This is a genomic window from Rhizobium bangladeshense (assembly GCF_001662075.1).
Taxonomy (GTDB): domain Bacteria; phylum Pseudomonadota; class Alphaproteobacteria; order Rhizobiales; family Rhizobiaceae; genus Rhizobium; species Rhizobium bangladeshense_B.
This window is the reverse complement of sequence record NZ_LYPL01000017.1, coordinates 1-26,001: the sequence shown is the minus strand read 5'-3', so window position 1 is coordinate 26,001 and position 26,001 is coordinate 1. Positions and strand designations below refer to the sequence as shown.

At 60.5% G+C, this 26,001-nt stretch carries 25 protein-coding genes, 1 tRNA gene and 4 pseudogenes; 14 read left to right on the top strand and 16 right to left on the bottom strand.

The window, feature by feature from the left end; translation table 11 throughout:
* Window positions 1–74 precede the first annotated feature (74 nt).
* Both A7X77_RS26490 and A7X77_RS26485 read right to left on the bottom strand, forming a co-directional pair.
* A complete protein-coding gene (locus tag A7X77_RS26490) occupies window positions 75–608 on the bottom strand; it encodes a carboxymuconolactone decarboxylase family protein (protein ID WP_064685818.1) in 534 nt (177 codons plus the stop codon).
* Window positions 609–766: 158 nt separating this feature from the next.
* Window positions 767–1,540: a fumarylacetoacetate hydrolase family protein gene (locus A7X77_RS26485; protein ID WP_064685817.1), complete on the bottom strand. Its 774-nt coding sequence runs from the start codon at window positions 1,538–1,540 to the stop codon at window positions 767–769.
* Between the two features lie 211 nt (window positions 1,541–1,751).
* Between A7X77_RS26485 and A7X77_RS26480 the strand changes: the two genes are divergently transcribed.
* Together A7X77_RS26480 and A7X77_RS26475 are read left to right on the top strand one after the other, a co-directional pair.
* Complete coding sequence (locus tag A7X77_RS26480; RefSeq protein WP_064685816.1) at window positions 1,752–2,516, top strand: DUF599 domain-containing protein; 765 nt, start codon at window positions 1,752–1,754, stop codon at window positions 2,514–2,516.
* A complete protein-coding gene (locus A7X77_RS26475; protein ID WP_064685815.1) occupies window positions 2,516–3,505 on the top strand; it encodes a heparan-alpha-glucosaminide N-acetyltransferase in 990 nt (329 codons plus the stop codon). Before A7X77_RS26480 ends, A7X77_RS26475 begins: the two co-directional genes overlap by 1 nt.
* A 27-nt stretch (window positions 3,506–3,532) precedes the next feature.
* On the opposite strand, the gene A7X77_RS26470 is transcribed toward A7X77_RS26475, so the two are convergent.
* On the bottom strand, window positions 3,533–3,925 hold the full coding sequence (locus A7X77_RS26470) for a MerR family transcriptional regulator (protein WP_011425479.1): 393 nt from the start codon (window positions 3,923–3,925) through the stop codon (window positions 3,533–3,535).
* Between the two features lie 65 nt (window positions 3,926–3,990).
* Window positions 3,991–5,403, bottom strand: coding sequence for a magnesium transporter (gene mgtE / locus A7X77_RS26465; RefSeq protein ID WP_064685814.1), 1,413 nt, complete (start codon window positions 5,401–5,403; stop codon window positions 3,991–3,993).
* A gap of 240 nt (window positions 5,404–5,643) precedes the next feature.
* Between mgtE and A7X77_RS26460 the strand changes: the two genes are divergently transcribed.
* From A7X77_RS26460 to A7X77_RS26450, 3 genes are all read left to right on the top strand, one after another.
* Entirely contained in the window at window positions 5,644–6,138 is a 495-nt protein-coding gene (locus A7X77_RS26460) for a peptide deformylase (RefSeq protein ID WP_064685813.1), read from the top strand.
* 71 nt (window positions 6,139–6,209) lie between these two features.
* Window positions 6,210–6,722, top strand: a complete 513-nt coding sequence (locus A7X77_RS26455; RefSeq protein ID WP_064685812.1) for a BON domain-containing protein — start codon at window positions 6,210–6,212, stop codon at window positions 6,720–6,722.
* 306 nt (window positions 6,723–7,028) lie between these two features.
* Window positions 7,029–7,394 (top strand): hypothetical protein, encoded by a 366-nt coding sequence (locus A7X77_RS26450; RefSeq protein WP_064685811.1) that lies wholly within the window; start codon window positions 7,029–7,031, stop codon window positions 7,392–7,394.
* A 155-nt stretch (window positions 7,395–7,549) separates the two neighbouring features.
* Here A7X77_RS26450 and A7X77_RS26445 read toward each other — a convergent pair whose 3' ends face one another.
* Window positions 7,550–8,194, bottom strand: a complete 645-nt coding sequence (locus A7X77_RS26445) for a methyltransferase family protein (protein ID WP_064685810.1) — start codon at window positions 8,192–8,194, stop codon at window positions 7,550–7,552.
* Window positions 8,195–8,937: 743 nt separating this feature from the next.
* Window positions 8,938–9,237 carry a hypothetical protein gene (locus tag A7X77_RS26435; protein ID WP_064685808.1) on the bottom strand — a complete coding sequence of 100 codons (300 nt, stop codon included), beginning with the start codon at window positions 9,235–9,237 and terminating at the stop codon, window positions 8,938–8,940.
* A gap of 101 nt (window positions 9,238–9,338) precedes the next feature.
* Here A7X77_RS26435 and A7X77_RS33220 point away from each other — a divergent pair, with 101 nt between their 5' ends.
* Complete coding sequence (locus tag A7X77_RS33220) at window positions 9,339–9,611, top strand: universal stress protein (RefSeq protein ID WP_245293798.1); 273 nt, start codon at window positions 9,339–9,341, stop codon at window positions 9,609–9,611.
* A gap of 11 nt (window positions 9,612–9,622) precedes the next feature.
* Here A7X77_RS33220 and A7X77_RS26425 read toward each other — a convergent pair whose 3' ends face one another.
* Both A7X77_RS26425 and A7X77_RS26420 read right to left on the bottom strand, forming a co-directional pair.
* Complete coding sequence (locus A7X77_RS26425) at window positions 9,623–9,994, bottom strand: hypothetical protein (RefSeq protein WP_064685807.1); 372 nt, start codon at window positions 9,992–9,994, stop codon at window positions 9,623–9,625.
* 45 nt (window positions 9,995–10,039) lie between these two features.
* Window positions 10,040–10,496 (bottom strand): annotated as a pseudogene (locus tag A7X77_RS26420) (pyridoxamine 5'-phosphate oxidase family protein).
* 99 nt (window positions 10,497–10,595) lie between these two features.
* On the opposite strand from A7X77_RS26420, the pseudogene A7X77_RS34320 reads away from it, so the two are divergent.
* A pseudogene (locus A7X77_RS34320) lies at window positions 10,596–11,393 on the top strand (universal stress protein).
* Here A7X77_RS34320 and A7X77_RS26415 read toward each other — a convergent pair.
* The gene (locus A7X77_RS26415; protein WP_245293797.1) at window positions 11,390–13,219 is read right to left on the bottom strand and encodes a heavy metal translocating P-type ATPase; all 1,830 of its coding nucleotides are present in this window, start codon (window positions 13,217–13,219) and stop codon (window positions 11,390–11,392) included. The pseudogene A7X77_RS34320 and the gene A7X77_RS26415 overlap by 4 nt on opposite strands.
* A gap of 50 nt (window positions 13,220–13,269) precedes the next feature.
* Window positions 13,270–13,599, bottom strand: coding sequence for a TraR/DksA family transcriptional regulator (locus A7X77_RS26410; RefSeq protein WP_064685805.1), 330 nt, complete (start codon window positions 13,597–13,599; stop codon window positions 13,270–13,272).
* A gap of 223 nt (window positions 13,600–13,822) precedes the next feature.
* Here A7X77_RS26410 and A7X77_RS26405 point away from each other — a divergent pair, with 223 nt between their 5' ends.
* Together A7X77_RS26405 and A7X77_RS26400 are read left to right on the top strand one after the other, a co-directional pair.
* Entirely contained in the window at window positions 13,823–16,504 is a 2,682-nt protein-coding gene (locus A7X77_RS26405) for a cation-translocating P-type ATPase (protein ID WP_064685804.1), read from the top strand.
* A 66-nt stretch (window positions 16,505–16,570) separates the two neighbouring features.
* Entirely contained in the window at window positions 16,571–17,404 is an 834-nt protein-coding gene (locus A7X77_RS26400; RefSeq protein WP_064685886.1) for a universal stress protein, read from the top strand.
* 219 nt (window positions 17,405–17,623) lie between these two features.
* Here A7X77_RS26400 and A7X77_RS26395 read toward each other — a convergent pair whose 3' ends face one another.
* The 6 genes and pseudogenes from A7X77_RS26395 to A7X77_RS26375 form a co-directional block, all read right to left on the bottom strand.
* Complete coding sequence (locus A7X77_RS26395) at window positions 17,624–18,070, bottom strand: YeeE/YedE family protein (protein WP_064685803.1); 447 nt, start codon at window positions 18,068–18,070, stop codon at window positions 17,624–17,626.
* Entirely contained in the window at window positions 18,067–18,477 is a 411-nt protein-coding gene (locus A7X77_RS26390; RefSeq protein ID WP_064685802.1) for a YeeE/YedE family protein, read from the bottom strand. Before A7X77_RS26390 ends, A7X77_RS26395 begins: the two co-directional genes overlap by 4 nt.
* Window positions 18,474–18,821, bottom strand: coding sequence for a sulfite-sensing transcriptional repressor BigR (gene bigR, locus A7X77_RS26385; protein ID WP_156668162.1), 348 nt, complete (start codon window positions 18,819–18,821; stop codon window positions 18,474–18,476). Before bigR ends, A7X77_RS26390 begins: the two co-directional genes overlap by 4 nt.
* Window positions 18,812–20,110 carry a bifunctional sulfur transferase/dioxygenase Blh gene (gene blh, locus A7X77_RS26380; protein ID WP_064685800.1) on the bottom strand — a complete coding sequence of 433 codons (1,299 nt, stop codon included), beginning with the start codon at window positions 20,108–20,110 and terminating at the stop codon, window positions 18,812–18,814. The genes bigR and blh overlap by 10 nt, the downstream gene beginning before the upstream one ends.
* A 244-nt stretch (window positions 20,111–20,354) precedes the next feature.
* Window positions 20,355–20,586: pseudogene (locus A7X77_RS32685) on the bottom strand (IS3 family transposase); the annotation flags it as partial.
* 339 nt (window positions 20,587–20,925) lie between these two features.
* A tRNA-Leu gene (locus tag A7X77_RS26375) sits at window positions 20,926–21,010 on the bottom strand.
* A gap of 182 nt (window positions 21,011–21,192) precedes the next feature.
* Here A7X77_RS26375 and lipB point away from each other — a divergent pair.
* The 5 genes and pseudogenes from lipB to A7X77_RS33215 all read left to right on the top strand — a co-directional run.
* Window positions 21,193–21,912: a lipoyl(octanoyl) transferase LipB gene (gene lipB / locus A7X77_RS26370; protein WP_064685799.1), complete on the top strand. Its 720-nt coding sequence runs from the start codon at window positions 21,193–21,195 to the stop codon at window positions 21,910–21,912.
* A gap of 78 nt (window positions 21,913–21,990) precedes the next feature.
* Complete coding sequence (locus tag A7X77_RS26365) at window positions 21,991–22,899, top strand: DMT family transporter (RefSeq protein WP_064685798.1); 909 nt, start codon at window positions 21,991–21,993, stop codon at window positions 22,897–22,899.
* Window positions 22,900–23,007: 108 nt separating this feature from the next.
* The gene (locus tag A7X77_RS26360) at window positions 23,008–23,712 is read left to right on the top strand and encodes a hypothetical protein (protein ID WP_064685797.1); all 705 of its coding nucleotides are present in this window, start codon (window positions 23,008–23,010) and stop codon (window positions 23,710–23,712) included.
* Between the two features lie 75 nt (window positions 23,713–23,787).
* Complete coding sequence (locus tag A7X77_RS26355; RefSeq protein ID WP_064685796.1) at window positions 23,788–25,797, top strand: acetyl-CoA carboxylase biotin carboxylase subunit; 2,010 nt, start codon at window positions 23,788–23,790, stop codon at window positions 25,795–25,797.
* 91 nt (window positions 25,798–25,888) lie between these two features.
* Window positions 25,889–26,001, top strand: a pseudogene (locus tag A7X77_RS33215) (S-(hydroxymethyl)glutathione dehydrogenase); the annotation flags it as partial.

Below are 26,001 nucleotides of genomic sequence, written 5' to 3'. Positions count from 1 at the left end.
GGAATTATCTTGATGAGCGCCGCCAAGACCATACGGCAAGCCGAGGCGGCGCAGGTTGGGCGCCGCCGGCCTGCTCAGCGATATCCCTCTTCAAGATCGATCTTCAGCGCGCCCATGAGGCGAACACCGGAATTGTACCAAGCGACATTGATCGAGAGCTCGACAAGCTGCTTTTCCGACAGGAACTTTGCGACGCCGTTCCACACTTCATCGGAAACATCGACGTTCAGCGTGGACTCCTTGGCAAAGGCCATCACTGCCTTTTCGTGCTCGTCAAAGAGATCCGAGGTCTCGAAATGCGCAATTGCATGGAATTGCTCCTCCGTCAGGCCGGCCTTGAGCCCATGAGAATGATGATGCTTCACCTCGTACTCGGAGTTTGTGCAGTACCCGACCGTTAGGATGGCCATCTCCCGCAGCTTCGGGCTGAGGTCAGCAGCCCGCACCGCATTGGCATAAGTGAGGAAATCGCCGAGGATCGCGGGAGCGTTGGCGAGCGCCAGAAAGATGTTTCCGGTCGGAACCTTCCTCTCCTTCAGCAGGCGCTCATTGAGCGCAGGTTGCGTCTCGGCCAACTCGGTATTCGAGACATATTTTACTCGTGCCATTTCTCCACCCTCAACTTTGCCTTGACAAATCTACCTGTTCAACGTGGTCCGATGCGGAACCAGTCTCTGCAGGTGCTAACGTTAGCATTAATAGCATTAGTGATTCTGAGGTCAATCAGAATTTTCGCGCCGCAGCGGAACCCCTGCAAGAGATTCGGCTAGTGCGGTGCCGCAACCACCGGATTTTTCAGAACACCGATACCGGGAATTTCCACCTCGAGTTCGTCGCCGGGAACGATCGGCCCAACGCCCGCAGGCGTACCGGTCATGATTACATCACCGGGCAACAGCGTCATGAAGCGGCTCAAATAAGCAACGATGTCAGCAACGGAATAGACCAGGTCTCGCGTATTTCCCGCCTGTTTGACGGTGCCGTTCTGACGAAGGATGACGTCAAGATTCGTCGGATCGAGATCGGTAACGATGGCCGGCCCCAACGGTGCAAAGGAGTCGTAACCCTTGCCTGCCAGCAGGCAGCCAAACTTGCTTTCCTGCCGCTGTATGATGCGGTCGCTGATATCGTTTCCGCATGTGTAGCCAAGGACATGCCGCAACGCATCTTCCCTACTGATGTGGCGTCCGCCTTTGCCTATGATGGCCACCAGCTCAGCTTCGTAGTGGACGATTTCGCCATCACTCGGATATTCAATGGCATCTCCGTTGCCGCTCGCCGCGGTGCTGGGTTTCATGAACAACACCGGAAGCGTCGGCTGCTCCTTTCCGGACTCGTCGGTGTGCTGTCGGTAATTGTAAGCGACCCCAAATATCCGGGGCCGTTCCACTGGGCACAGCAGACGGACGTCGGAAAGGTGATCCTCCTTCCCCGTCCGCTCGATACGTTCGAACGGTTCGCCGGCTAAGCGATCGATCCTGCCCTCACTTTCGACCCCATAATAAATTCCGTCGACGGACCGGTAACGCACAACCTTCATGCTGATCTCCCTTTTTGCTAACGTTAGCGCAACTAATTGACCTCGTCAACGCGCCCTGTTCCCTCCTGTTGCCTTGGCCATTTTCCGCTCGGAAAATCGAACTCGATTGTCAGAGTTACGCGCATAAAGCGCGCGGGCCTCGTTCACCGGTCATTGCAGCATTGCAGCGCATATGTAAGGTGGCCGCGTTCATGCGGAGACTGAATCGTTGATGACGACGGCGGACTATATCGCTCTGGCCTTCTTTGCCTGTGTCTGGGCGGGTTATTCCTGGCTGTTGAAGGGCCGCACCTTCTTCGGCCGTACCAGCCTTACCCATGCGATGACCGAACGGCGGCGAGATTGGATCTACAATTCGCTGCGCCGCGACCTTAAGATGATCGACACGCAGATCATGGCCGGCCTGCAGAACGGCACGGCTTTTTTCGCCTCCACCTCGATTTTCGCGATCGGCAGCTGCTTCGCCCTGCTCGGCGCGACGGAGAAGGTCGACGCCGTCTTTGCCGACCTGCCCTTCGTCTTCCACAGCGGCCATGCCGCCTTCGAGATGAAGGTCGGTGGGCTTGCAGCGCTATTCGGCTATGCCTTCTTCAAGTTCGGCTGGTCCTATCGGCTGTTCAACTATTGCACCATCCTTTTCGGTGCCATCCCGATGATGCGCGACACGGAGAGCGACGTCATCGCGGCCGAGCGCGCCGCCGAACGGGTGATCCGCATGAATGTCATCGCGGGCAGCCATTTCAACGAAGGCCTCAGGGCGATCTTCCTGTCGATCGGCTATCTCGGCTGGTTCATCAATCCTTATGTCTTCATGCTGACGACAGCGATCGTCATCTTCGTGCTGACACGACGGCAGTTCTTCTCGGAGGCGCGGCTGGCGATCATGGATGCTGGCCCGCCATCCAATCTTCACCTTTCCGCTCTTCGCCGCGACATGCCGTCGAACGACGGAAATGATCTGACCGGGAGACTTTGATGACCATGCCGGCAGCTCAGGCCGATGCGGCGGCAAGGCCGCCACGCATCGGTCTACTGGATACGGCGCGCGGCATCGCGCTGATCGCCATGGCGAGCTACCATTTCTCCTGGGACATGGAGTTCATGGGATATCTCGCGCCGGGCACGGCCGAGACCGGCTGGCTGAAGTTCTATGCCCGGGCGATCGCCACCACCTTCCTCTTCATCGTCGGCGTCAGTCTGGTGCTTTCCAGCACGCCGACGATTCGCTGGCCGTCCTTCTGGAAGCGTTTCGGCATGATTGCCGCGGCAGCCGCCGCCATTTCGATCGTCACCCGCATCGCGATGCCGGACGGGTGGATCTATTTCGGCATTCTGCATTGCATCGCGGTGCTCACGCTCATCGGCATCATTTTCATCCGGCTGCCGCTCGCCGTCACGCTCGTCGTCACATTGGCACTCCTGGCCGCCTGGATCACCGATAATTTCGGCACGCCGGGCCTGCTGCGCTCGTCCTTTTTCGATCCGCGATATCTCGCCTGGATCGGCCTTGCCGAAATGCCGCAACGATCGAACGACTACGTGCCGCTGTTTCCCTGGGCAACGCCCTTCTTTGCCGGATTGAGCTTCGCCTCGATCGCCATCAGAACCAGGCTGCCGCACCGGCTTGCCGCCCTTGGCACCGGCTCCTGGTGGCCGGCGCGGCTCGGCCGCCACAGCCTTGCCTTCTATCTCATCCACCAGCCTGTGCTGATCGCCGTCGCCTACGGGCTTTCCCTTCTCGTCCCGCCGGCAAAGCCGGATCCGACAGAAACTTACCTAAGGCAATGCAACTCCACTTGCGTGATGCAGCAAGGTGAAGCGCTCTGCCGCGGTTTCTGCCAGTGTACGCTCGGAAAATTGCAGGCCCAAAACCTGTTGATCCCACTGCAGGCAAACGAGGTCGACGTCCAGAAGGATGAACGGGTGCAGACGCTCGTCACCGAATGCAGCGCCGAGGCGGAATAGGGACGGACGAGGGCACGGCCCCCGTTGTCAGGTGGTGACGCCGATTTCGGCGAGGCGGCCGAGGCAGGCCTCCTCGATATTGTCGAGTTCCGTCAGCGTGTCGTCTATATCCTTGCGCTTCTGGCGCAGGTCCTCGCGCTTCTCGTCGACGCGCTTCATCAGAAGCTTCAGCTGGCCTAGTTCGCCCGGCGGCTCCTTATAGACCTGGATGATCTCGCGAATTTCCGCGATGGTGAAACCGATCCGCCGCCCGCGCAGGATTTCGCCAATCAGCCGTCGGTCCGCCGGCCGGAACAGGCGGGTGCGCCCTCGCCGCTCCGGATGGATCAGTCCCTCGTCCTCGTAGAATCGGAGCGTGCGCGTCGAGACACCGAATTCGCGCGTGAGCTCCGTTATGCTATAATATTTGTTCACCGGCATGTGTTCCCCGTCGTCGAACCGGCAATAATATTGACTTTTACGTAATAGTCAATTTCGGCCGCCATTCAGATGCCGAACCACCAGGTCGCGATACCGAGAAAGGCGAAAAAGCCGGTACAGTCCGTCACCGTCGTAACGAAGACCGAGGAGGCGATGGCCGGATCAGCCCCCATCTTGTCGAGCAGCAGTGGCAACAGGATGCCGGCAAGCGCTGCCGCCATCAGATTGATGATCATCGCCGCCGCGATCACCCCGCCGAGCTGATAGTCGTTAAACCAGACTGCTGCGATCGCGCCCATGATCGTCGCGAAGACGGCGCCGTTGAGAATGCCGACGCCCGCCTCTCTGCGGATGATGCGGCCGGCATTATAGATGTCGAGATCGCGGGTGGCGAGCGCGCGCACCGTCACCGTCATCGTCTGCGTGCCGGCATTGCCGCCCATCGAGGCGACGATCGGCATCAGCACCGCAAGCGCGATCATCTTCTCGATCGAGGCGTCGAACAGGCCGATGACGCTTGCCGACAGCATCGCAGTGCCGAGATTGATGAGTAGCCAGAGGAAACGCGAGCGCGCCGTCGACAGCACATTGTCCGACAGTTCTTCGTCGCCGACGCCGCCGAGGCGCTTGATATCCTCATCCGCCTCTTCGTGGATGACGTCGACGACGTCGTCGATTGTCAGCACGCCGACCAGTCGGTCGTTTTCGTCGACGACGGCCGCAGAGAGAAGGTCGTACTGTTCGAAGAGCTGGGCGGCCTCTTCCTGGTCCATCTCGGCCGGAACCGGATGGTTGGTTTCGCGCATGATCTGCTCGATCTTCGTCTGCCGCTTGGTGCGCAGGATTTTATCGAGATCGACGGCGCCGAGCAGCTTGAAGGTCGGATCGATGACGAAGATCTGCGCGAAGGAATAGGGCAGATTCTCCTCGTCACGCATGTAATCGATCGTCTGGCCGACCGTCCAGAATGGCGGCACGGCGACGAATTCCGTCTGCATGCGGCGTCCGGCCGAGCTTTCTGGATAGTCCAGCGCCCGACGCAGCCGCACCCGTTCGGTAAACGGCAGCTGCGCAAGGATCTCTTCTCGGTCTTCCTTGTCGAGATCTTCGAGAATGTAGACGGCATCATCCGAATCGAGTTCGCCGATCGCCGCGGCGATCTGCTCGTTCGGCATCTGGTCGACGATCTCGCGGCGGATCGCCTCGTCGACCTCGGTCAGCGCCGTCATGTCAAAATCTTCGCCGAGCAGGCGCACCAGCGCCAGCCGCTGATCCGGCTGGATCGATTCCAGCAGGTCGCCTATTTCGGATTCATGCAGGCGGGCGACATTCTGGCGCAGGAACAGCGTATCGCGATCGGCGATTGCGGCGCCGACGAGCGCCAGGAAATCGCCGCGGACATTGCCGTCCTCGTCGTAAATATCCGCTTCCTCGTCATCGCGCCGGCGAATGCGGTCTTCCGTATCGGTCGTCGTCATCTGCCGCCCTCGCACCTGGTTCGAATTTCAACGACTGCCGCGCCGCATTCGCAAATGTCGGCCGAAAACACATTGTCAACAAGCGGATAGTAAATCCCGCGCAAGGCTTCCCGCAGTCGGAATTCCTGCTCCTGCTAGCTCAAAGCATCCCTGCCGTAAAGCGCCAAACCGCGCTTCTTGATGACAATGCCTGCGGCCAACGATAGTTTTCCCGTCGTTCAAACAGAGGAAGCCCGCTCCATGCCCGTCCGTCCGATCCTGCGTTATCCGCATCAGGGCCTGAAGACCGTTTGCGCGCCGGTGACGGCCTTCGACGCCTCGCTCGCCGCGCTGGCCGACGACCTGCTGGCGACGATGCGCGCGGCCCCCGGTGTCGGCATCACCGCCGCCCATATCGGCGTCTTCCTTCGTCTGACAGTGCTTGAGCTGGACAGGGCCGACGGAGTGCGCCTCTATGTCAATCCTGAGATCACCTGGCGGTCGCAGGAGACGATGATCCATACCGAGGGCAGCGTCTCCATGCCCGGCGCGACCGACGAAGTCACGCGCCCGCGGGCAATCCGCTTCCGCTATCAGGATGCCGACGGCAAGATGCACGACGAGGCCGCCGAAGATTTCCTCGCCATCTGCATCCAGCACGAGGTCGACCAGCTCGACGGCATCTTCTGGCTGCAGCGGCTTTCGCGGCTGAAGCGCGACCGCCTCGTCAAAAAATGGGAGAAGACGCAAGGCTGACAAATCACCCGGCACACCGAACCATTCGCCCCTGTCGGCGTTCTCCCGCAGAGAAACAAGGAGCGAACCTAATGGCAAGGATCGGTGACAAGACCCCGATTTCACGCGAGGCCCCAGAGCTTTCCCGCGAAGAAGATTATCGCGACCTCGAAGAACGCAATCTCGACGACGGCTGGCCCTATGCCGACGGCACCGCTGGCAGCGACCCGGCCAACCGCCCCTATGGTGATACAAAAGCAAATTTCGACCGCGATCCCAACCAAGGCTTTCGCATCGACGGCACGGATAAGGACGGCAACGAGAACCGCCTGAAGGATTCGCTGCGCGCCGGCACGATCGATCGTGACGACAGCGACGAGCTCGAAGCGCGGGTAAACGACGTTCTCGAAAACATTCCCGAAGTGGATATCAACAGCATCGAGGTCCACGCCGACGGCCACGTCATCACCCTGGAAGGCTCGGTGGAGACGATCGGCATTGCCCGCAAGGTCGAGCTCGGCGCGCTTTCTGTCGACGGCGTCCATCATGTCCGCAACAGGCTGCAGCTGACCGGCGTCGACGCCCACATCCCCAACGAAGACTGAACCTCACGGGTAACTTGGCGATCACGAGGGAGGCTGCTGCCGCCTCCCTTTGGCTCTGTTCAACATTACCAAAAGTTAACAATCTTAGCTTGTAGCGATCGCGGGCGATCAGTTGGCTATGTTTGTTTACGCGGCTGCCGTGACGAAAACGTCAGGTTCATTGACAAGTCCGTGATTTCATTTGAACAAAAGGTTTCTGTCCAGTCGAAATCCGTTCACAATTTCGCCTGAATTGGAGCGCGAACTCTTATCCGCCGGGGATGGTTTATGTTGTTGATTTCAACAACAGATTGAGGAGAAGAAACCATGCGCATCAAAATTGCCCTCGCCGCATCTCTGTTCGCCGTCAGCCTCGCAGGCGCTGCCTTCGCTCAGCCGACATATTCTGACGACTATACCAATGACAGTGACGGCTTTGCGCCGAGCCCGATGGCCAAGCCCGCTCCGGTTCACTACAGCAACCGCAAGGCCCCGGCCTATTCCAGCGATTACACCAATGACAGCGACGGTTTTGCCCCGTCCGCCATGGCCACCCCAGTTGTCGACAAGACGGCGACCGCGAGCATCAAGCCCCTGCCCCCGTGCCACAGCATGGTCGGTCCGAGCGGCTCCCATACCAAGGGTGCCGACAGCGGCGCCTCGCGCACCGAAGCTTGCCGCGCAACGCATTGATTAATAGGAAGGGGCCGCAAATTCAGCCCCTTCCTTTCAATCCGCTTCTAATGCATGTCGCCCGGAAGTGTGCAGCGGTTCCGGGCGACATGCATAAAAACAAAGGGCTAAAGCGCGTCGCATGAATCAAAGTTGATGCGACGCGCTTTAGCGCCTCAGAATACGAATGGAACGAGTCGGTAACGGGTCGTGGCCATGAAGGCCGTATAGGCGGGATCCTCCTTGAGCAGGCGTTCCTCTGCCAGAAGCCGCAGACATTGCGCGCCAAGAGCCGTCGCATAAATGGCGAAATTCAAGATCGACGGATTGGCCAGCAAGAAACTGACATGCGTCATCAAATAGCCCGCATACATCGGGTGGCGGACAAACCTGTACGGGCCGCCGACCTTGACGCCCCGATTTGCCGGCACCAGACCGAAGCTTCGCCGCAAAACCAGCTTCGCCGATATTTGCAGGATAAAGCCGAGGCACATCACCGTTCCACAGAACCAGAGCGGCGCAAGCGGCTCCGTCGTCGTTGGCGAGACGAGCAGCGGGAACAGCGTTCCTATGGCGGTGACAGTCCAGTCATAGACCCGAAGCGACGCATTCTTCGTCGGTCGGCGGGTCAGGATCAGAAAGGCGGCAGCGCCTTCAGAGACTAGCAGCAGGCAATCGATAATCGCTCTGTCACCGTGCGCCTGCGGCAGGATGCGCAGCACTATCGCGACAAAGAGATAGACGACCAGAACCTTCTCGATGATGTCGAGGACGAAATAGATGTCGAGGAACGACCCGCTTGCCGCGTCTTTTGTCTTCATTATTCCCAAGCTTCCGGAGATACACACCGGGCCGACATATATCTTGGCCGCAACTAAGGATGGGTTAAGCCGTTTATGAGGAAATCTCGCGGTGCGTCTCAAAATTACATCGCGATCTTCGAGAATCAATTGACGCGTGATTGGCGCTTGAGATCAGCGCGACGTGTTTCACCGTCGTCGATTCTTATGTCAGCAGCGGCGGCAATCACGGCCTACCCGGCCGTGTTACACATATACAAGGTGATCAGCTTATACCGACATCATCGCCCGGCGAGCGTTCCCTGAAAAGGGATGGTGCGGTCGAGACGCACCAAAGATGCATCTACGGACGATGCAGACGACGACTTGCGAAACCAGTTCCGCGTCGATCTCTGTCCTGCCGGAAGATCAATGGCCTCGTCTCGGCCAGAGGATCGAAAGCTGAATCTTGGCTGGTCACCGGCAATACCACCTCCCAGACGGAGCGACCGGCCGTCGCCCAGCCTGAGACGCCGATCTTGAGACTGGAGGATCCGGCGTTGAAGGAGACGGCAACCTTATCCATGGCTCGGAGTCCTGGAGCGCGCAGTTCCAACAGGCTTCACAGCCCTTCGTTGCCGTCTCCGGCTTCGCCGCCTCGCACCGCCGGACCTTGGCTTGGACGGCCTTCCACCGCGTGAACGGGGGGAGGCTTCCTTTCGATAAGCTGAATCATGCGTTGCCGCGATCCTCGGCCGATGGCGCAGACGACTGTGGCGAACATGTCAGTATATGTCCTTGCCAGACAGGCTGACGAACTCGGTGGTCAGTCCATCGCCATGCGCTTCCTTGAGCAGCCGATCGGCGCTCATGATATCGAGACACATGGTGCCAGTGAAGGATTGCCGGAGCGCGCAGCAGAAATGGTCTCTCGCCCACGCCACGCCTCGCGGCGTCGCTGCCCTCACCTCCCAGCGGTCCTCGTCCCGACGTCCGAGAACAAGGTCTGCGAACGTTCGCTCGACGGGAGGATTAGTTGTGGCTACGTCGGTTGCTGTTTTGCATGCCTCTTGTTGTTCGCGCATGTCCGTCTCCTTTGGATGAGGTCGTGGCGCTGTGTCCACAAGCCTATCTCCCGCAAGGCAATCCGTCTTTGACAAGCGTCAATCCGGATGTTTGACCGGGATTGGCCTCACCCGACGATTGGGCGCTCGAGGTGATGGCCGTCGAGACCAGACTTTCGGAAGCTCCGCGGTCGACCGACACTCCTGCTTCGATACACCTCCGCGCGGGCAAACCCTCGCGGGTCATCGTCGCCATTGCAAAGGAGATCGCTGCCAATCTCGTCGTGATCGCCTCTCACCGGGACAATGTGCTCGACCGGTTCTTCGGCTCGGTCGTGGACTATGTCGTGCAGCGCGCACCATGCTCCGAGCTCGTCTTGCAAACGACCCGGTGACGCCGCTTGCTTCACACAACCGTCTTTGCTTCAGCCTCGCGAGCCTGACCGGCCGCGACATCACGACACAGTTCGGCGGCGTGCGACAACGTTCGTGACCCGACCTCGTACAGCCGCGCCACTTCCCTGGGATATTCCTCCAGCTCGGTTTCGACGAAGTCCGAAAGGACTTCGACCGCATCGCCGTGGTCGATACTGCAGCCAAGTCGAGTCAGAAATTCAAAGCATCGAAGCCCTCGCCGGGCAGCGGACGCCGTCAAATGCGTGGTGACCTTGGCCGACGCGGCGAAGGACTCGTCTTGAATCAGAGCCCCCGCGCGAAAGATGGGTGCGAGGTTGAAGTTGAATCTGGCGCTTGGATGGAGGCTAGGGAGATATAGCATGAGGTGCTCCGTTTGTGAGATGTAGGGTGGCTCGGGCATCGACGGTCATTCCGTTCTGATTGCGCGCTCCGTCCAAACACGGCCGTGACGACAATGCCGTAGAAGACATGCGGTCAGCCTTCGAGCACGGGGAGCTTGTGGGGCTTCATGGAGCCGATCTACCACCAGTCCGAATACTTTTGGAGAAGCGACCAGGTCGGAGCCTTTTCGCTTCGTCGCGCGCGTCGCTGTCCGGAAACTCCTTGAACTGACCGTCGACAACGACGCATTTCCAACCGCCGGCGGCGGCACGCTGCTCGATGTGAAGGCAGACCTTGTCACTCCCTCGCATTTAGTCGAGTTTCTTGCCAGCCATGGTGAAGCTTTAGGCGACGCCGCTGGAAAAGGCGAAATAGATCGCCGCCACGTCAGGCTGCCCATCCTTGCAGCAGGCGAGATGACCGAAGCGCTCGTTCTCAAGGTAGCACTCACCGGGGTTGATCTCCGTCAGCTTGAAAGGCACGATCTTAGGAGCTTCTTTGCGCCGCGGCCTTGACAAAGCGCAATGCGAACTCTCCCTGCGGCATGCATCATGACGGCAGATTAACCTCAGGAGGCCAGCATGAAGCCGCAGTTCCATCTCCCGGTATCGACCTATCCCGACCCGAGTTCTTTCACTATAGTCGACAACGCGATCGACCTCGCTCGGCAGAACGACGCCGATCTCGTCGCCAGCATCCCCCAAGTCCGCGTTCCCCCGGTTCATCAGCCCTTTCCCACTTTTATCGATGTCGACACATGGCGGGAACAAGCAGAGGGGTATAGCCAGGACAGCGGGATTTCGCTGCGGGAACACCTCGCCGACGCTGTTTCGAAGACTGGCGTCCAGTTAGAATCCATGGATTCGAGGCGACTGAGCCGTTTGTGTATGAACGCTTTTCCGAAATTGCCAGGTGCCACGACCTTTCCATCGTCGAGGCCTCGGAGCTCTCCCGCCAGCTTTCCGGGACGTTGCTGTTCGGAAGCGGCCGTCCACTCGTGCTGTTTCCTGCCACCAGCATCGGCTCTCGTGTGGACACGATCGCCATTGCCTGGGACGGCAGCGCCACCGCAGCACGTGCCCTTTCCTGCGCACGCATCGTCATCGAGCGCGCGACCAAGGTGCAGGTCATCTCGATCACTGACGACAAGGAGATCAACGAGGGGAACCGCGCGCTCCTGATCTCCTCGTTGAAGCACTCGGGATTCGAAGTGGAAGACGTATCGATTCAGGCAGGTGGAGAGACCGCGGCCGCCGCCATCCAATCGGCCGCGCTGGAACGAAAAGCGGACCTCCTGGTCGCGGGCGGATTTGGCCATCGGCGGCGTCACTCGGGAACTGCTCGTCAAGGCCGAGCTACCGGTGCTTCTCGCCCATTAGAGGGCGCGAAGGGCGTTGAGGATGACCGCCACGTCGATGGCCTCCTGAAGCAACGCGCCGCCGACCGGCGGAAGGTATCCCGCTCCCGCAAACCCCATCGCGATGAGCGAAAGACCGATGCCCGTATAGATGCTTTGAAGCGCGATCCTGCGTGAACGACGAGCGATGCCGATGGCCTTCGCTATCTGCGTGAGGTCGTCCCGGACAAGCACGATATCCGCAGCCTCCGCGGCCGCCGCAAGGTTCTCGACGCCCACGGCGATCCCGACGTCGGCTGCCGCCAGTGCTGGCGCGTCGTTCACTCCGTCGCCAACCATCAGGACTTTCCCGTGGACGCGCTCCTTCTCGATGACTGCTACTTTGTCTGCGGGAGCGAGCCTCGCCGCGACGTCGTCCAAGCCCAGCGAGCGAGCTATGGCTGTGACAATAGCCAACTCGTCACCAGAAGCCAGGACCACTCGCGAGATTCCCGACGCCCTGAGCTGGGTGACGAGTTGGACAGCGTCTTCGCGAAGCCGGTCTTCGAGCGTGATCGTGCCAGCCGGCGTGCCGTCGAACAGCACCATTACACGCATTGCGTTGCTTGACCCGTTCGGTCCGGACGGCGGCGCTTCTCCGAAATAGCTGTCTCCTCCGACGCCGACACGCACCCCATCGACGATCCCGGAGATTCCGGATCCCGCGGTCTCGATCACCTCCGATGGGCGGCTCAGTAACAAACCACGTCTATGCGCCTCATCCACCAGCGCGCGTCCGACCACATGGCCCGAAGCCAGGTCCAGCGAGGCGGCGAGCCGCAGGATTCTGTCAGGATGCTCCGGACCCTCGATTTTGCCGACTTCCGGCTGTCCCGCGGTGAGCGTCCCTGTCTTGTCGAACACCGCCACGGCGGCCTGGGCGAGTGCCTCGAGGGGTCCTGCGCCCTTCACCAGGACGCCTTCCTTGGCGGCCTTTGAAGTGCCGGCAGCAAGTGCGATGGGTACGGCCAGGATCAAGGGACAGGGCGTGGCGACTACCAGGACGGCCACGATCCGCGACATGTCTCCGGACATGAATGCCGAGACTCCTGCGACAGCGATCGTCGCGACCAGGAACCACACCGAGAACCGGTCGGCCAGGCGCATCAGCTTCGCCTTGGAACGTCTCGATGCTTCCACGAGCCTGACTATTCCTGCATAGGTGCTGTCCTCGGCGCGGCTTAGAACGCGGATTTCAATCGCATCGCCCTCGTTCGTAGCGCCGCTCGAAATGTTGCCACCCCTGACGATGCGCACCGGGAAGGGCTCGCCGGTCAGCACCGCCTGGTCGATCGTCGCGACTTCGCCGACGAGCGCCCCGTCGGCCGGTACGACGTCGCCCTTGCGTATCAGGAGCACGTCCCCGACCGCGATCTTCTCGATCGGAATTTCTTGGAAACCGGTTCCGTCAAGCCGCAGGGCCGTCCGCGGAACTTGCGCCAGCAAAGCCGACATGCCCTCGTCGGCGCGACGATGTGCGTATGCCTCCAGAAACTGACCGCCGGAATACATGAGGCCGACGATCGCTCCGGCAAGATATTCGCCGAACCATAAGGAGGACCCCATGGCCAAGGCCGCGATCAGGTCCAGACCGTATTCCCCTTTTCGCAGCTTCTTGGCGATCTCGATGCAAAGAGACAGCAAAATCAGGCTGGTGCAGCCTACCAGGATTATCCGGTATCCTAGGCCGTGATCCGCGAGATAAAAAGTGAGCGCGGCCGAAAGCGCAAGTAGCGAGGAAATCAACAGAAGGCGCGACCGGGAGGCCACCGCCCTCAGTCGCGACATCCCGCCCTGCACCACGTCCACCTGCCAGCCCTCCAAGTCGCCGCTGTAGCAACCTCTCACCCCACGATCAATCAGAAGTCGCGGAACGACTTTGCGCAATCGATGCAGAACGGCGTATAGGGAACGGCAGTCAGCCGCTCCTTACCGATCAGATGGTGGCTTTTGACGCATTTCCCATATGTGCCGTCGTTCAGCCTGTCGATCGCCGCGTTAATAGCCGCGATCTGGTCGCGCCCCTCGGCTTGCATCTCGCGAAGAACCTCATCGTTCTCAACCTGGGTCGCGCGTTCCTCGCTGTCCTTCTCGAGCGCGACGCAGAGATCTGCATCGATCGCTCCGAGACGACGAACAAGGTCATCCTTCATCGTCTGCAACACGGTCTGTACTGAGCGCTTATTCATTTTAGGGCCTTCCAATCTTGCCTGATCAATGTGGGCCGTCGGGAACCGATCCAAGCGCCGGGCTTTCGAAACGCAGTGGCCGCAAAAGTCGCGGTGCACAAATCGTCTGCATCATATCTCAGTCCGGTCGAAGCTCCTTGATCCCGGTCAATGTCACCTGCGCGGAAGCACATAGGCTGTCGCGGGAGCTATCAATGAAATCTTCGCGACAAGCCCGGAGCCCATGATGAATCTGACGGCGCAGACACCCGCCCCCACGACGCCTGCGGTAATCGGACTGACAAGCGCCGAGGCCGAGGAACGGCTCGCCGAATTTGGACCCAACACGCTGCCCGAGCCTGAGCCGCCATCGCCGCTGAAGGTCTTCCTCAGCCAATTTCGCAACCCGATCATCTACATCCTTTTGCTGGCATCGGCGCTCTCGTTTGCGACCGCCAGGATCGAAGATGGCCTGTTCATTCTCGTCGTACTTCTGATCAATGCCTCCATAGGCACCTACCAGGAGTATTCGGCGGATCGAGCGGCGGCCGCCCTTCGAAAGCTTGAGCAGCCGTTGGCCAGGGTCATCCGGGACGGGGTGGTTTGCCGGATCGAGGCCAAGCGGCTGGTCGTCGGCGATCTCGTCCTTCTGGAATCCGGTGACAGAATCCCTGCCGATCTGACGCTTGTCGATGCGAGCGATCTCCGGTGCGACGAGTCGCTTCTGACCGGCGAGTCGATGCCGGTCTCCAAAGGGCGGACAGCCGAAGGCTCGTCGGATGAAACCCGCAGTCCCTTGCTGCTGCTCGCCGGTTCCCTGGTGACGCGCGGGCGAGCCAACGGCGTTGTGACCGCTACGGGTACCGCAACGATGCTTGGCGGCATCGCCGCCGAGTTGGGAAGAGCCAGTTCGTCGCAGCCCCCGCTTGTCGCCCGCCTGGCGAAGTTTACGAACGCGCTCGCGGTTTTCGTAGGATTGGCAGCATTGGTGCTGGTCGTTGCGGGCTTCATGCGCGGCCTCCCTCTGCACGATCTGGTCATGATGTCCGTAGGTCTGGCGGTGAGCGCTGTTCCGGAAGGACTTCCGATCGCGATCTCCGTAGCGCTTGCTGTCAGCATGCGGCGGATGGCCGCCCGCAACGTCATCGTCCGAAGCATGCCAGCCGTTGAGGCCCTGGGTTCGACCACGATGATCGCCACCGACAAGACGGGGACCTTGACCAGTAACGTGCAGACAGTGACCGAAATTCGCCTCCCGGACGGAACGGACATCGCCCTGGACGCTCATGCCGCCCTCGACAGGTGCGAGATCAGGGCGAGCGGCCTGGACAGCGACCTTGTCCGCGAGAGGGTGCGCAGGCTGCTACGCGCCGCACTGCTTGCAAACGAAGGAAGCCTCGTTCGCCGTGACGATCTCTGGGTCGCCGTCGGAGACACTGTCGACGTGGCGCTTCTTGCAGCAGGGCGAAAGGCGGGGCTGAGGCAGGAAGAGCTGAACGATCGATTCCCGCTGGCGGCAAGGATCGCCTACGAGCCCGAGCACAAATACGCTGCATCCTTCCACCACGGCAGCGATCGGATCCATGTCTTCGTCAAGGGGGCGTCGGAGGTGCTCATAGAAATGTCTGATCGCATGGACTCCACAGGAAACGTGGTGGAAATCGACCGTGCGTCGCTTTTGGCGCAGAAGGAAGAAATGGCCGCTCGAGGCCTTAGGGTGCTGGCGTTCGCCGAAGGAGAAGTCGGCGCGCCCCTCGCCGGAAGCCTCGGACACGGTCACCTTATCGATCTCGTGTTCTTAGGCCTGGCTGGACTACAGGACCCGGTCCGGCCTGAAGTGCCGAACGCTATGAAAGACTGCCGTTCGGCAGGTGTGGAGGTCGTGATGGTGACCGGGGACGACCCGAGGACCGCTGCCGCGATTGCCAGAGATGCCGGCTTGAGCTTTCACGCCAGCCAAGTTGTTTTGGGCCAGGACATCGATGAAGCCGCACGAGCGGGCGACCAACGGCTGGACGAAATTACGAAAGAGGCCCGCATCTACGCCCGCGTGCAGCCGGCGCAGAAATCAGCGATCGTCGGATCCCTGATCCGCAATGGCCACATCGTCGCCGTGACCGGAGACGGTGTGAACGACGGTCCGGCGTTGAAGAAGGCGCATGTCGGCGTCGCAATGGGGCTCAGGGGAACCGAGGTGGCAAAGGAGAGCGCCGATCTCGTCGTCACGGACGACAATTTTGCATCCATCGTCACGGGGATCGCCGAAGGCCGGGCAGCCTATCGCAACATCCGCAAGGTGGTGCTGATGTCGGTCGCAACAGGCGCCGCCGAGGTCCTGCTCTTCATGCTCGCGCTGCCATTCGGCCTGCCCATGCCACTCCTCCCTGTTCAGCTTCTATGGCTCAATCTCGTGACAAACGGCATACAGGACGTCGCCCTTGCCGGCGGAAGACCGGAAGGAGACGAGCTGGCCGGGCCGCCACGTTCTCCGCTCGAGCCTGTCCTCGACCGGCTGATGATCCGGCGCGTCGTCCAATCGACGGTCGTGATCGGCGGGGTAGCGTTCCTGGCCTTCCAGTGGATGATTGAGCATGGATATGGCGTTCCCGAAGCCCGCAACATGACACTTCTCATCTTCGTGATGTTCGAGAACGTCCAGACTCTGGCAAGTTCCTCCGAACGACGATCGATATTCTCCGTCGATATCCTTCGAAACCGTTTCCTGCTTCTCAGCGTGCTCGCGGCACAGACGATCCACATCTCCTCGATGTACATACCGTGGCTCAGCAGAACTCTTGATCTTTCGCCTATCACGCCTCTTGAATGGGGTCTCAGCATGCTGGTGGCGAGCTCACTCGTCCTCGTGACCGAGATCGACAAGTTCGTCTCCCGGGGGTGCCACGATCGCTCATCCCGCGTTGCTTGATGAAGATCAAAGACGTCGCCGCAAGTGCCGCTATCCTCTCAGTATTCAACAAGAGAGGTGATCGAAATGTCCATTCGCACGGTAATGAGCATCCTGAGTTCGAGAAACTTCGATGAGGACCTGAAGGCCGCCGTGGAGTTTTGCGGCGCCTCCGGAGCCCATCTCAGCGCAGTCGTGATCTGCATGGGAGCGTCGCCGATGATTGGAGAATACAACTCCCTGTCCACCGTCTGGCTGGACGAACGCCAGCGCGAAATCGAAGAACTCGTCAAGAAAGCCGAAGAGATCAAGGCAGACCTGTCGCGCACCGGTCTGTCCTACGACGTGCAGGACGTCTATACGGAATTCGCTTTTGCCCAAGAGGACATAGCGGAAAGAGCGCTATATGCCGACGTCGTACTCGTCGGTCGCCAAGCCTGCAAGGACGAGGAACTCCAGAAACGGGTCATGGATGGCGCTCTGTTCCGCACTCCGACGCCGGTCATCATCAACCGTGGGCGGCGGCCGCTCTCTTCCACTTCCAAGTCGATCGTGCTGGCGTGGGATTCGAGCGACGAGGCGTCGCGTGCCGCAAGGCAGGCCCTTGACCTGTTGAAGACGGCCGACTGCGTCTACGTGACGATGATCGATCCAGTTTCGCGAGAGCGGGTGAATGGAGAGGAGCCAGGCGCCGACATTGCAAGCTTCCTCTCCCGTCACGGGGTCAAGGTACAGGTGGATCGTGTGGCCAGCGGCGGAAACAGGGCTGACGAGATCCTGAGGCAGCATGCGACGGATGTGAATGCCGATTTGATCGTCATGGGCGCATACAATCACCCTCGCTGGCAGCAGACGCTCTTCGGAGGCGTGACGCGCAACATGATCGAGCAAAGCAGCATGCCAATATTCATGGCTCATTGACGGCGGGAAGAACACGGCCGCGCTCCGTACGCGGCCACGCCGGAGCGGTAGCATGTCGTCTTCAGACACGGATCTGTACTGACCATGTGGTTCTCACCGGCGACAACGCCGCTAGGCCCTACGAGATGGTCAATGTTTGGCGTTGCAAGGGTCGCGATGGACGGAAATCGCCTGATTTTCCTGTTCGGCCTCCTCATGCTCGTCGTCGGCGTCCTGCCGTCAAAATGGAAGTGTTCGCGTCCGTCTGCTCCATATTCTGTCATACAAGGTCATCCCGACCAGCATGGCGATCACGAACAGGAATGTCTGGGGAAGGCCGACCGATAGGGATGCAACCGCCGGGCCTGGACAGAAGCCGCCGATCCCCCAGCCAAGGCCGAACAAGACAGAGCCGACAACGAGAGCCACGTCGATCCGGCGGCTCGTCGGCACGTGGAAGCTGTCGTCAAAGGCTGGATGCCGCATCCGCTTCATCACCTGCACGCCGGTAAAGGCGACGACGACGGCGCCGCCGAGAACGACGGCAAGGCTCGGATCCCAGTCCCCGAAGACGTCGAGGAAGCCCTGGACGCGAACAGGGTTCAGCATGCCCGACAAGGACAGTCCTAAGCCGAAGACAACGCCCGAAGCGAGCGCCGCCACGAATTGGTAGATGTTCCGGTTCATAACCCCACACCTCGCAGAAATGCGACGGCGACCGCGCCGGCGGTCAGGAAGGTGGCGACCGCGACCATCGATCGCGTAGACAGCCGGGCAAGCCCAAGGACGCCGTGTCCGCTGGTGCAGCCCGATCCCATCCGCGAGCCGAAGCCGACAAGCAGTCCGGCCACGATGAGCAGCGGCCAGCCGGTGGTGATCTGCACGGCCGGCCAGCCGCCGAACATGAGCAGATAGGCGAGCGGCCCGAGCAGCAGCCCGAGCGCAAAGGCAAGATTGGTCGTTAAGCCGATCCCTCGCGCGAGACGCCCGACGATCCCGCTGATCCCGGCAATCCGGCCGTTGAGGAGCAGCAGCATGACGGCCGACACGCCGATCAGCATGCCGCCGACCAATGAGGGGAGATAAGCGTTCACTTGTCATCCTTTACGCAGAAGATGTCATAGAGGGCGGCGACCAGTTGCGCAGCCTTCTCTTCGGTCAGGCGGTAGAAAATCTGTTTCCCCTCCCGCCTGGTTTCGACGATTCCGGAGCCACGCAGTACCGTCAGGTGCTGCGACAGATGCGGCTGATGGAGGTCGAGCGTCTCTTCAAGCTCGCCGACCGAATACTCGCCTTCCACCAGGATACAGACGATCATCAGGCGCGCCGGATGGGACAGCGTCTTCAGGAGGTTCGCCACCTCGCCCGCCCGGAGAGAAAGCTCCGCAGGAGACAGCCCTGCCTTCATCATTGCCTTCAGATCGGCGGTCATTTCCATGCTGCTACCTGTAATGCATCGAGCGGAAACCTGAGGTAGCGCTGGCCGTTGGCTTCCGGCTCCGGCAGGCGCCCGCCGCGGATGTTTACCTGGAGGGCATGGAGGATGAACTTCGGCATCGGCAGCGTCTTGTCGCGCTTCGTCCTGAGCGCCACGAATTCTTCTTCCGTCACGCCCGCAAGATGCGTGCTGAGCCTCTTCTGATCGGCTACCGTGCTTTCCCAGCGAGGTTCCCGACCGTCCGGCTGGTAGTCGTGGCCGGCAAAGATCCGCGACTCATCCGGGAGCGAAAGGATCTTCTGTATCGACTTCCACAGGATGCGGGCGTCACCGCCGGGGAAATCGGCGCGTGCCGTACCGCTGTCGGGCATGAACAGCGTGTCGTGCACGAAGGCCGCGTCGCCGATCACATAGGTGATGGAGGCGAGCGTATGTCCCGGAGAGAAAAGCACTTTGGCTTTGATCGAGCCGACCTCGAAGGTCTCGCCGTGGGCAAACAGGCGGTCCCATTGGGAGCCGTCGGTGGCAAGCTCAGGCCCGTTGTAGACGCCCTTCCACAGTTTCTGGACGTCCACGACGCGCTCGCCGATCGCCGTTTGTGCGCCGGTCTTCTCTTGCAGATAATGGGCGGCGGAGAAATGGTCGGCATGGGGGTGGGTGTCGAGAATCCACTCGATTGTCAGCGCGTTGTCGCGGATGTAGTCGAGGATCGCGTCCGCGTTGATGGTCGCCGTAGCTCCGGACTTCTCATCGAAGTCGAGTACCGGATCGACGATAGCGCACTTGCGGGTCACCGGATCGGAAACCACGTACTGGACGCTCAAGGTGCGCCTGTCGAAGAAGCCCTTCACCTGCGGCCTGCGAGCAGCATGTTGTTTGAGCCAGGCTGCAGCGGCGCTGGTGTCGAAACCGCGGCTGCGTCCGAATTCGACGACCTCGTCGGCAGACATGCTGCCGTTCAGAACCTCTCCAATCAGATAAAGGTTAAGCGAGCGCTTGCCGGTCTGGCAATGCGCAACAACGGGTCCGTCCGATTCATCGACGGCCCTCTGGAAGGCACGGACATCTGCTTCGGTGATCGTGTCGGCCATGACAGGAATGAACATATAGGACAGGTCGCAGTGCTTGGCTTCCTGGCCTTCGGCTCGCGTGTTCGGCTGGGAAGTATCCTCGTTATCCGGTCGGTTGTTGATGAGTGTCTTGAATCCCTGGTCGCGTAGCGACTGGATGTCCTCGATACTTGGCTGCGGCGAGACCGACAGTTTCTCGGATATTGAGGTAACGGGCATGAATAGCTCATTACATATTGATGTTTCTTCAAGTTCAGGCGTTGAAGTTTGCGCTCGACCTGTGGTCCCCGCAAAGAAAAGGACTCCTCTCCGAGTTCGAAGCACTCATCCGGCAAGCGCGGCAACTGGAAAGAAAGCGACAACTCGAGGCGCAGACCTATGGTGTCTGACGTTCCTTATGAAGCATCCGAAACGGTAGTACATCCACGTGTAAATCTGTTCGAATCCAGTCGCGATCAGATTGGCGTGAGGCGACATCGCTTGGAAGCCCATACCGGGAACCATTGTCTACTGGGCCTTCTTCACCCACTCATTGAGCGTCTGCGCCGTGCAGCCGATCTTGGCCGCGTTGAGGACACCGCCGCCCATCGTGGGGAATGCTCGCCTTCGTGATCCAAAACTATCCGCACGGCTCGGGCGCGGACGTCCGGTGAAAATTTGTTCGTTGTCTGCTCATGTCTGCTCCACTTTCTCAGAAGTTGCAGCCTCCGGCAAACCCGGTGCGGTTCATTCACCCGGTGATCATGATGCTCAGCGGCGAGCTGTGATAAGCTAGATTGGTCGGAGATTCCCCGACGAACGCTGAGGATGTGGGAGCACTTTTCCCAGAAACGATCATGTGTGTTCTCGATGGAAACGAACGCAACCGCTGGAACAGCGCCGTTCATTGATCAGACCGAAAACGCATCAACATTTTTTGATCCGCCTACCTGAAAAACGGACCGAAAAACGGGACACAAAATGGGCGCAAACTGCGCCACAGAAGATTCGCACCGGCAGGAAGAAAACAAGCGAAATCAATACCCTAAAGGGGATGGTGCGGTCGAGAAGACTCGAACTTCCACGGGTTGCCCCACAGCGACCTCAACGCTGCGCGTCTACCAATTCCGCCACGACCGCATCGTGGTAGGTGCCGATTTGCGTCGGCGGGGCAGCATGTAGCAAAAGCATTTGGGGTGCACAAGGGCGATATGACAGTTTTTTTGAAAACCTTTCACAGCATTTGAATTGGCTGGAAAACGGGTCCATATAGGTTCCCTGCCGCCCCTATTTCTCAGGCATATCGGGGCAAGCGGCAAGGAATGGCCATGCTTCGCACCGATCTCGAATTCTCCATGCTGCCCAAACTCGATAGCCGCCCGGTGCGCTGGCGCATCGCCGATGGGCTCGTCGCCTATGAGGAAGCGGTGGAAATGATGGAGCGCGAGGTCGCGGCGATCGCAGACGGCGGCGACGAGCTTGTCTGGCTCGTCGAGCATCCGCCGCTCTACACCGCCGGCACCAGCGCCAATGCAGGTGACCTCGTCCAACCGGATCGCTTCCCGGTCTTTGCGACGGGACGGGGTGGCGAATATACCTATCATGGACCCGGTCAGCGCGTCGCCTACGTCATGCTGGACCTGAAGCGCCGCCGCCAGGACGTGCGCGCCTTCGTCGCCGCCCTTGAGGAGGTCGTCATCCGCACGCTCGACATGATGAACGTGCGCGGCGAGCGGCGCGAGGATCGCGTCGGCGTCTGGGTGCGCCGGCCGGAAAAACCGCTGCTGGCCGACGGAACGATGGCTGAAGACAAGATCGCCGCCCTCGGCATCCGCCTGCGCAAATGGGTGACCTTCCACGGCCTGTCGCTGAACGTCGATCCGGACCTCGATCACTTCAGCGGCATCGTGCCCTGCGGGATATCGGCTTATGGCGTGACCAGCCTCGTCGACCTCGGCCTGCCTGTGATGATGGCGGATGTCGATATCAGGCTGCGCTCCGCTTTCGAGACGGTTTTCGGCGAGACGGTGAACGAGACCTGACCGCTTGCGAGGTTGACGGCTTGATTTGCCCGACTTTCCCGTGATTGATGGGCGCCGTTCCCGCAAGAATCGGCCGCCATGTCAGAGCCCCATCAAAACTCCCTGCAGGGCATGGCCATCATGTCAGGCGCCATGTTCATCCTGCCGACCATGGACGCCATCGCCAAATACATGGCGACCTTCGAGGCGATGTCGCCGGGCCAGGTGACGTTCTACCGATTCTTTTTCCAGATCGCCTGCACCCTGCCGATCCTCGTCGCACTTTTCGGGCTCAAGGCGTTTTCGGCTAGGCGACCATGGATGAATATTCTGCGTGGCGTGCTGCACGGGGCTGCAAGCCTGCTGTTCTTCGTCGCCGTCAAATACATGCCGCTTGCCGACGTCTTCGCCATCTATTTCGTCGAGCCCTTCATGCTGACCGTCATGTCGGCGGTATTCCTGGGAGAGAAGGTCGGCTGGCGCCGCTGGATGGCGATTGCGGTCGGTTTCGGCGGCGCGATGATCGTCATTCAGCCCAGTTACGAGATTTTCGGCCTCAAGGCGCTGCTGCCGGTCGCCTGCGCCTTTCTGTTCTCGCTCTATCTTTTCCTCAACCGCGCGATCGGCGAGGCCGATTCGCCGCTTACCATGCAGACGATAGCCGGCATCGGCGGAACGGTCTTCATGGCCGCCGCCCTTCTCGTCGGCAGCGGCGCCGGCAATGCGGATTTCGCCACCTCCCTGCCCGCCTCCGGTCTCGGTCTCGTGCTGCTTCTCGCTCTCGGCTCGATCTCCGGCTATGCGCATCTGCTGGTGGTCCGGGCTTTCCGGCTTGCGCCGCTGTCGCTGCTTGCGCCTTTCCAATATTTCGAGATCATCTCGGCCACGGTGCTCGGCTATGCGCTGTTCAACGATTTCCCGAGTTTTTCCAAGTGGATCGGCATCTTTATCATCGTTGCATCGGGGCTTTTCATCATCTGGCGCGAGCGCCAGCAGCACAATCGCTAAAATTCTTTGGATTTCGGCAATATCGGGTTAACGCCTCTTCTTGAGGGATCGTCAATTCGCGGGCGATAAAACCGTCTGTGGCTTCATGATGAAGACTGGAGTTAAAACATGAGCGTATTTCGTCTCGCTTTTCCGGCCTGCGTCGTGGCCGGCAAGCATCGGCTGGCGGCCGAAGATATCGTGCTATTGCGCAAACACGCCTTTCCCGAGGGAATCCGGACATCCCAGGATGTCGCGGCGATGTTGGCGCTTAACAATTCCTGTCCTGAAAAATGTGCCGAGTGGAACGCTTTATTCGTGGAGCAGCTCGCCGGGTTCATCGTCAACCACACCTATCCGCAGGGCTCGTTGGATGACATCAACGTTGCCTGGATCATGCGCATGTTCACGACCGATGGCGTCGTCAACTCGGCGCTGGAGCTCGAGCTCATTCTCCACATCATGGAGATTTCGGCCGATGTCCCGGGTGAATTGAGAGCGCTTGCCCTCGACCAGCTTCGTCTGGCGATCACCGACGGCATCGGCGGCTACAAGCTGTCGCGCGCCGTCGACCGCAGGAGCATCACCCGCCAGGACGTCGACTTTACGATGCGCATCTTCAGAAGCATCGCCGCAGGCGGCGTCATCGCCGTGTCTCCGGCCGAATACGGCGTCTTCCAGCAGATCGAGCAGGCAACCCTGCCGGCTGCCAACCATCCGCACTGGGCCGGCATCATGGCTGCCGTCGAACTGCGCGATCGTCCCGAGCCGCGCCGCAGCCGCTGGCTTCGCATCGTCGACGAAGAACCGGTTGCCAAAGCCGCGGTCGCCTGAGCTTTCTCAAGCCCGATTGTGCGTTCCGGTGTTTTATGCGTAAAACTCCGGAACGCATTTCTGGGTGGAGTCTCGATGTTCAAGAAAATCCTGATCGCGAATCGCGGCGAGATTGCCTGCCGCGTGATCAAGACCGCGCGCCGTATGGGCATTTCGACCGTTGCGGTCTATTCGGATGCGGATCGGGATGCGCTGCATGTCGAAATGGCCGACGAGGCCGTCCATATCGGCCCTGCTGCAGCCTCCGAAAGTTATCTGGTCGCCGAGAATATCTTCGCCGCCTGCAAGGCGACCGGCGCGGAGGCGGTGCATCCCGGCTACGGCTTTCTTTCCGAGCGCGCCGCCTTCTGCGCCGACCTGGAAAAGCAGGGAATCGTCTTCATCGGCCCGAAGCCGAAGGCGATCATGGCGATGGGTGACAAGATCGAATCGAAAAAATTCGCCAATACCGCCGGCGTTTCGACAGTGCCCGGCCATCTCGGCGTCATTGAGGATGCCGCCCATGCGGAAACGATCGCCGGCGCCATCGGCTATCCCGTCATGATCAAGGCGTCGGCCGGCGGCGGGGGCAAGGGCATGCGGATCGCCTGGAACAAGGCGGAGGTGCGCGACGGCTTCGAGCGCGCTCGCTCGGAGGCGAAAAGCTCCTTCGGCGACGACCGCGTCTTCATCGAGAAGTTCGTCGTCGAGCCGCGCCACATCGAAATCCAGGTGCTGGCCGATGCCCACGGCAACGTCGTCTATCTCGGCGAGCGCGAATGCTCGATCCAGCGGCGCAACCAGAAGGTGGTCGAAGAGGCCCCCTCGCCTTTCCTCGACGAAAAGACCCGCAAGGCCATGGGCGAACAATCGGTGGCGCTGGCCAAAGCCGTCGAATACCAGAGCGCCGGCACCGTCGAATTCATCGTCGACCGCGACCGCAACTTCTATTTCCTCGAAATGAACACCCGCCTTCAGGTCGAGCATCCCGTCACCGAGCTCGTCACCGGCATCGATCTCGTCGAACAAATGATCCGCGTCGCGGCCGGAGAGCCGCTCAGCTTCGGCCAGGAGGATGTCAGCCTCGATGGCTGGGCGATCGAAAGCCGGCTCTATGCCGAAGATCCCTACCGCAATTTCCTGCCTTCGATCGGCCGGCTGACGCGCTACCGCCCGCCGGCGGAAGGCTGGACCGGCAATGTCGTCGTCCGCAACGATACCGGCGTCTTCGAGGGTGCTGAGATCTCGATGTATTACGACCCGATGATTGCCAAGCTCTGCACCTGGGCGCCGACGCGCGGCGAGGCGATCGACGCCATGGGCCGGGCTCTCGACGGCTTCGTCGTCGATGGCATCGAACACAATGTCCCCTTCCTGTCGGCGCTGATGAAACATCCGCGCTGGCGCGAAGGCCGGCTTTCCACCGGTTTCATCGCCGAGGAATATCCTGACGGCTTCGCGCCGATGAAACCGGACCGGCAGGAAGAGGCCACGCTGGCTGCCATCGCGCTGTCGGCCTCGCTGATCGAAACGAACCGCCGCGAAGGTTTCGCCGATCGCCTGCGCGCCGCATCCGGCCCGCTGCGTGAGCATTGGGTGGTCAAGACAGGCGAAAACTACGTCGATGTCAGATTGCTCGACGGCCTCGTCACTATCCCCTTCGATATGGACATGGCGGTAGAGGGCGAGAACCGGAGCGTTGTCACCAATTGGAGGCCTGGTGATCCGGTCTGGAGCGGCAAGGTCGGCGGCCGGGATATCACGGCCCAGATCCGTCCCGTTCTCAACGGCCTGCGCATCGACTGGCAGGGATTGTCCGTCACCGCCAAGGTCTTTTCGCCGCGCCATGCCGAACTCGACAGGCTGATGCCGATGAAGCTGCCGCCTGATACCTCCAAGCTCCTGCTCTGCCCGATGCCCGGCCTCGTCGTTGCCATCGCGGTTGCCGAGGGACAGGAGGTCAAGGCCGGCGAGACGCTTGCGATCGTCGAAGCGATGAAAATGGAAAACGTGCTGCGCGCCGAACGCGATCTCGTTGTTTCGAAGATCAATGCCGCGGCCGGCGAAAGCCTGGCCGTCGATGCCGTGATCATGGAATTCGCCTGAGAGAAGGCCGCGCGGCCGGCCGTTTTCGCTTGAGCGCGGCGCGCCGACCATGCCAAGCTCAGCCCCAATAATATTGTCAGGGAGATATCAAATGGACGTTCGCGCCGCCGTAGCCGTTCAGGCCGGAAAACCGCTCGAAGTGATGACCGTGCAGCTCGACGGCCCGAAGGCCGGCGAAGTGCTGGTCGAGGTCAAGGCGACCGG